The 4,866-nt window shown below is 45.7% G+C and carries 1 protein-coding gene; it reads right to left on the reverse strand.

Annotation, left to right across the window (positions count from 1 at the left end; genetic code table 11):
• Positions 1 to 4,866 (reverse strand): hypothetical protein (locus tag B3W37_RS09390; RefSeq protein ID WP_483175553.1); only part of this gene is annotated, 4,866 nt, incomplete at both ends.

Genomic DNA, 4,866 nt, shown 5'->3' on the forward strand with positions numbered 1-4,866 from the left:
CCCCACTCATCGTAGCTGTAGCTGTTGACGGTGTTGCCGGCTTCGTCTAGAATCTGGATCACATCGCCGTGGCCGTTGTAAAGGTAGTAGTAATAGTTGCCGTCAATATTTCTGGCCAAGGCTTTATGGCCCCAGATGTTCTGGGCGGTTACCTGGCCGGTTCCATCTGATTCGGCCACCACTAGACCATTATTATCGCAAAAGTAACGGGTAACGGTCGTACCTGTATCTTTTTTGATTCTTAAACCTTCCGGGTCATAGCTGTAGGCGGTGGAGCCGCTACCGGTGAAGGAAGCCAGTTCATCCCAACTGTTGTAGGCAAACTCTCCGGCTTTGAAGTTCGCGGTATCAATAGTTGTAATAGATCCTTTACTGCGGTTGCCCCGGCTGTCGTAGCTGTAATTGATTTCTTCTCCGTTAGGGCGTTTGATTCCTGTCAGCCTGTTTAATGGGTCATATTGATAGGTGGTGGTTTGACCCGCGCTGGTTATTGCTATGATGTTGCTGTTTTTATCATAGGCGTAGCTGAACTCGGAGAGAATGTTGGCCCCCATTTTATTGATAAGTTCTGTCAGCCGGTTTATGTTGTCGTATGTATATTCAGTTCTCAGTCCATTGGGATAGTTGACGGCCTTGACCATGCCGTCGGCGTAATATTCGTAGCTGAATTGCCTGTTGTCGGCGGTTATGGTATCGACTCTATTGAGGCTATCATATTGATAGTTGACGGTCTGATTGAAGGGGTCGGTGATCTGGGTGCGGTTGCCAACGTCGTCATATTGGAAGTCTACCGCATAATTGCTTATTTTGCGCTGGCTGGTCAGTCCGGTGGAGTAGTAACCATAATCCAATGATTCTCCGGCTCCGCCCTGGCTGCTATAGACGGCGGTTCTCTCCACTCCGCCCAGGGGATGATAGTAGTAGGTCAGCGTATCCGGGCCTGCGCTCATCCCTTGCAGGCGCTGGTTATTTTCATATTCCATGGTAGTGACTTTCCCGGTGGCATCGGTTACGGTTACCGGCAAGCCTGATTGATTGTATTGATAGCTGACGGCCTGGCCTTCGGGTTCGGTTTTACTGGTTAATAGGCCGCGTTCGTCGTAGCCCTTGGTGGTTATGAAGTCTTTTAGGCCCTCACTCTGCTTTACCTGACTGACGTTGCCTAAGCGGTCATAGTCATAACCGGTCTCCTGATTGAGGGGGTCAATAACTTTGATAAGCCTATTCAAGGGGTCATACTGATATTGGCTCTGGTTATTTTCAGGGTCGGTATATTGAATCAGATTGCCCAGATAATCGTATTCAAATGTTTCTTCCACTTCATTGGGCTGGCCCCAGCCGTCGGGATAGCCGCTGCGAGATATCTCTCGGCCCCATTGATCATAGGTTATCAAATGATGGTTTTCAGCGGCACCGGTAGATTGGGGTACGAAGTAGGATTTCTTGGTGCGGTTCAGTATGTCGTATTCGTAAACCTGCTGGTTGCCCTGGGTGTCGGTGATGCTCTGCAGACGATTCCATTCGTCCCACTCGTAGCTGGTTTGATGATCCAACGGATCGGTTGTGGAGATAATCTGGCCGTAATCATTAAATCCATATTGGGTGGTTATCCACTGGTCTTTCTCAAAATCATACTTGCGGCTCTGTTGCAATACGCCGTGGTCGTCGTAATAACCTATGGTTTCAAAGAAGGTTTCCGGACCGCTGCCGGAATCCCAGGTGCGATAAAAGTGCACTCGAAACAAGCTCCGATTATCCAGATCGGCTACAATGTAGTCGCCATAATCATAGTTGTCTTCCACGACATAAGAGCCGCCAATTCCTACAGAACTGGGATAAACCACTTTGGTCACTCTGCCCTGGTCATCGTATTCATAGCTGATGGTCTGGCCTGCGGCATCTTCCACACTGGTTATCAGGCCCCTAACAAATTCATATGTTTTCTCGGTGGTGCTGCTCTGAGCCTGGTTATTTTCGGTGTAGAATTGGGTGATGGCGGTGGGATAGGCATTATAAGCCCCGCTGTAATCGTATTCCGTGATGCTATCTATGCCGTCTTGATGATTGATAAGGACTTTAGTGACATTGCCCATATGATCATCATCTTCATATTGAAAATCAGTTGTCTCTCCTTTGGCATTCACTGTGGCCTGCAAACGTCCGTTATAGTCATATATACTGCTTTCCGCAAGCTGGATACCTTCATCCTGATAATAGGCTTTAGAGGTTAAGAACTTAAATGTTGGATCATAAGCATAGCTAATCGTAAGCTGTTCTTTGGCTGAAGCGTCATCCCATTCCGTCTGGGTCAGAGGTCTTGTTTCCGACTCTATTCCACCCCAGTCATTGTAGGTATACCCGGCATATAAGGCATCATTGTATGTAGCATCATATTGTTTTGTTGATATTTTTACAGGCTGGTTTTTAAATTTGGTGTCATATTCTTCAAAAGTAGTTGTGTCTCTTTCACCATCAGCCTTGATCTTAACAATTTGGTCTTTTACCCAGCCTATCGGACTTCCATGAAATATTATATTAGTCTCCAGCCCATTATCCTGCTGAATGGTACAGGTATAGTTTGCGTTAGTAAATGTATAATAAAAGTTACGGTGATAGGAAGAATAACTTGTTTCATCGTTGAAATTAAATACTGATAAAGCCCCTTCATAACTGTAATTCTTTACTAATCGCGGGGTCTGAGAATAATCATTTTCCAGCTGCGGGAACTCCCGGCGACTGCTAACGCGATATACTTCATGGGAGCCAAAATTTCCCAGGAATTTCGATTTTTTGGTATAATCGTACTGAATTTTAGAATTACGGACACTAGCATTACTGAGTAGGGCCTGAATCCCTGATGTGGGCGTCGCCCCGCTGTCAAATTTCCAACTGACATCCTGGCAATTATACTCATAGGCATTGCAGGTATCGCCGTTGTCACTGCTAAATAGGGTTGAGTATCTGGTTTCATAGGCGTCTTTGCCTGTTCCACAAGTAATTAGATTCCGGTTGCGTGTGTACGTATAGCTTACGCTGTCTGTCTTATCCGGGTTGTTAACTGTTACCGTAATAGTACCTGCATCTCCTATGTCTTCATTCAATGTATCAGTATATTCGAAATCGATTTCTCTTCCGATGCTATCCGTGATCTTCGATATCAGCGGCCACGCCTTATCCAACCTGACTTTATCTAACCAGGCATAACCCGAATAGTTCCCGCCCCCAAACTTGACTTGAACGTAATGAGTATTAGGTCCAGTGGTAAAAAAACCCTCCTTAAATTCCCAGGTGTTTTTTTCGGTAGCATCAAGCCTAATAGCACTCCCTTGTCCTGAGCCATAAAGATTTCTGTACTGCGAAACAGATACAAAAGTATGTCCTCCTGAAAGCTGATCATTCATGTAACAGCTGACATAATAGTTGGTGTTTGGTTCTACAGCGATATAATCTGTTTCGCTAATACTCGACTTACCCCAAACATAACCGTATTTTAATGAAGAATTATCATCTTTGCCGAAAGTAGTATCATAGTTAAAACAATCAGTTGGCAATCTATATTCATTTGAATGCCAGGCTCTGGATTCCGGATTTTCGAAATCACCGTTAATCACCAGATTTGAAACAGGCAGTTCTTCATGGTTGAAAACAATGCTGTTGCCAAACCGGTCCACAATACCTAGAAGACGTCCGTCATCCGCAAAATAGGTTTTGGTCTGGTCCGTTCGAATCAATACATAAGCAGAATCAACCTGTGTATTATTAAAGGTGGTGTCTTTTTCAAATCTGATATCATCACGGTGATACTTCTCAAGGTTGCTGTCATCCGGGTCATCTGTGAATTCGACATGATATACCGCGCCATCACCGGTATGGTAATATAACTCCTGCGCGTCGTCATCTTCATCTGCTTCGTCTGCTTTATCCTTCTCAACCTGTACGGAAGGCAGGGTAAGACTCCAACCTACTCCCAGGCTATATCGATCGAGGAAATAGGTGGAATGACTATTGTATCCATTAATACCATCCCCTTCAATCTTCCGGTCCCCAAACATAGCTTGATTACTTTGATAAAGTCTTCCTAAATTAAGATCCAACCCGTTTCTACCCGGAAGTTTGATGTCGGTTACCTTTAAGGTGAGATCGCCAGATAACGGAGATATGACTTCATCAGTATCGCGGAGCGCCGAATATTGTTCGTTTACTACTCCATTGATCGCTGACGGTCCAACCAGCGTATTATAATAGGCTTTTTGCGATTCAGCCTCGCTCATCAGGTTAACTATATCCGTCCCAATCAATGGTTCCAGTTCAGAAAAGCGATTGGCTTTTTTATCTTCCTTTTCAGACTTATCCTGTTTTGCTTCGGGCTCGGGTGGATTTACACTATCAGGATTATTCAGGTCTGTAATATCACCCCCTGCTTGTGCAGACGGGTCACCTGTATCATTTTGATCTTTGGGCGTAATTTCAGTTTCGCTGCCATCCGTGACATTGGTGTCTTTGCCGTTCGCCAGACCGGGGGCAGCCTCTGATTCATCATTTTCGCCTTCTCCGCGACCATCTTCCCGGAGCGATAGAGCATCGGGCAGCAAGATTTGATTTTCAGCAACCCCCAAATCAGTATCATCTAACAAAGTACCGTTCTCATTGCTATTCAGGCTGTTATCTGATTGGGTCGGTTGGGAACTATCCTCCAATGGGTTTTCATCTTTATTTGGTGAAACCGGGGTATCACCCGAGGCGCCCGAATGCGAATCTCCGTTCTCCGGGAGGAGTCCTTCCTCCGGGGATGTCCCCTGATCAGGATCAAGGTCATCTTCCTGCGGATCATTTGCTTCGGTTGGTTGCTCGGGGTCTTCAGGGGTT

It is taken from the genome of Syntrophomonas sp. UBA5494, assembly GCF_002426325.1.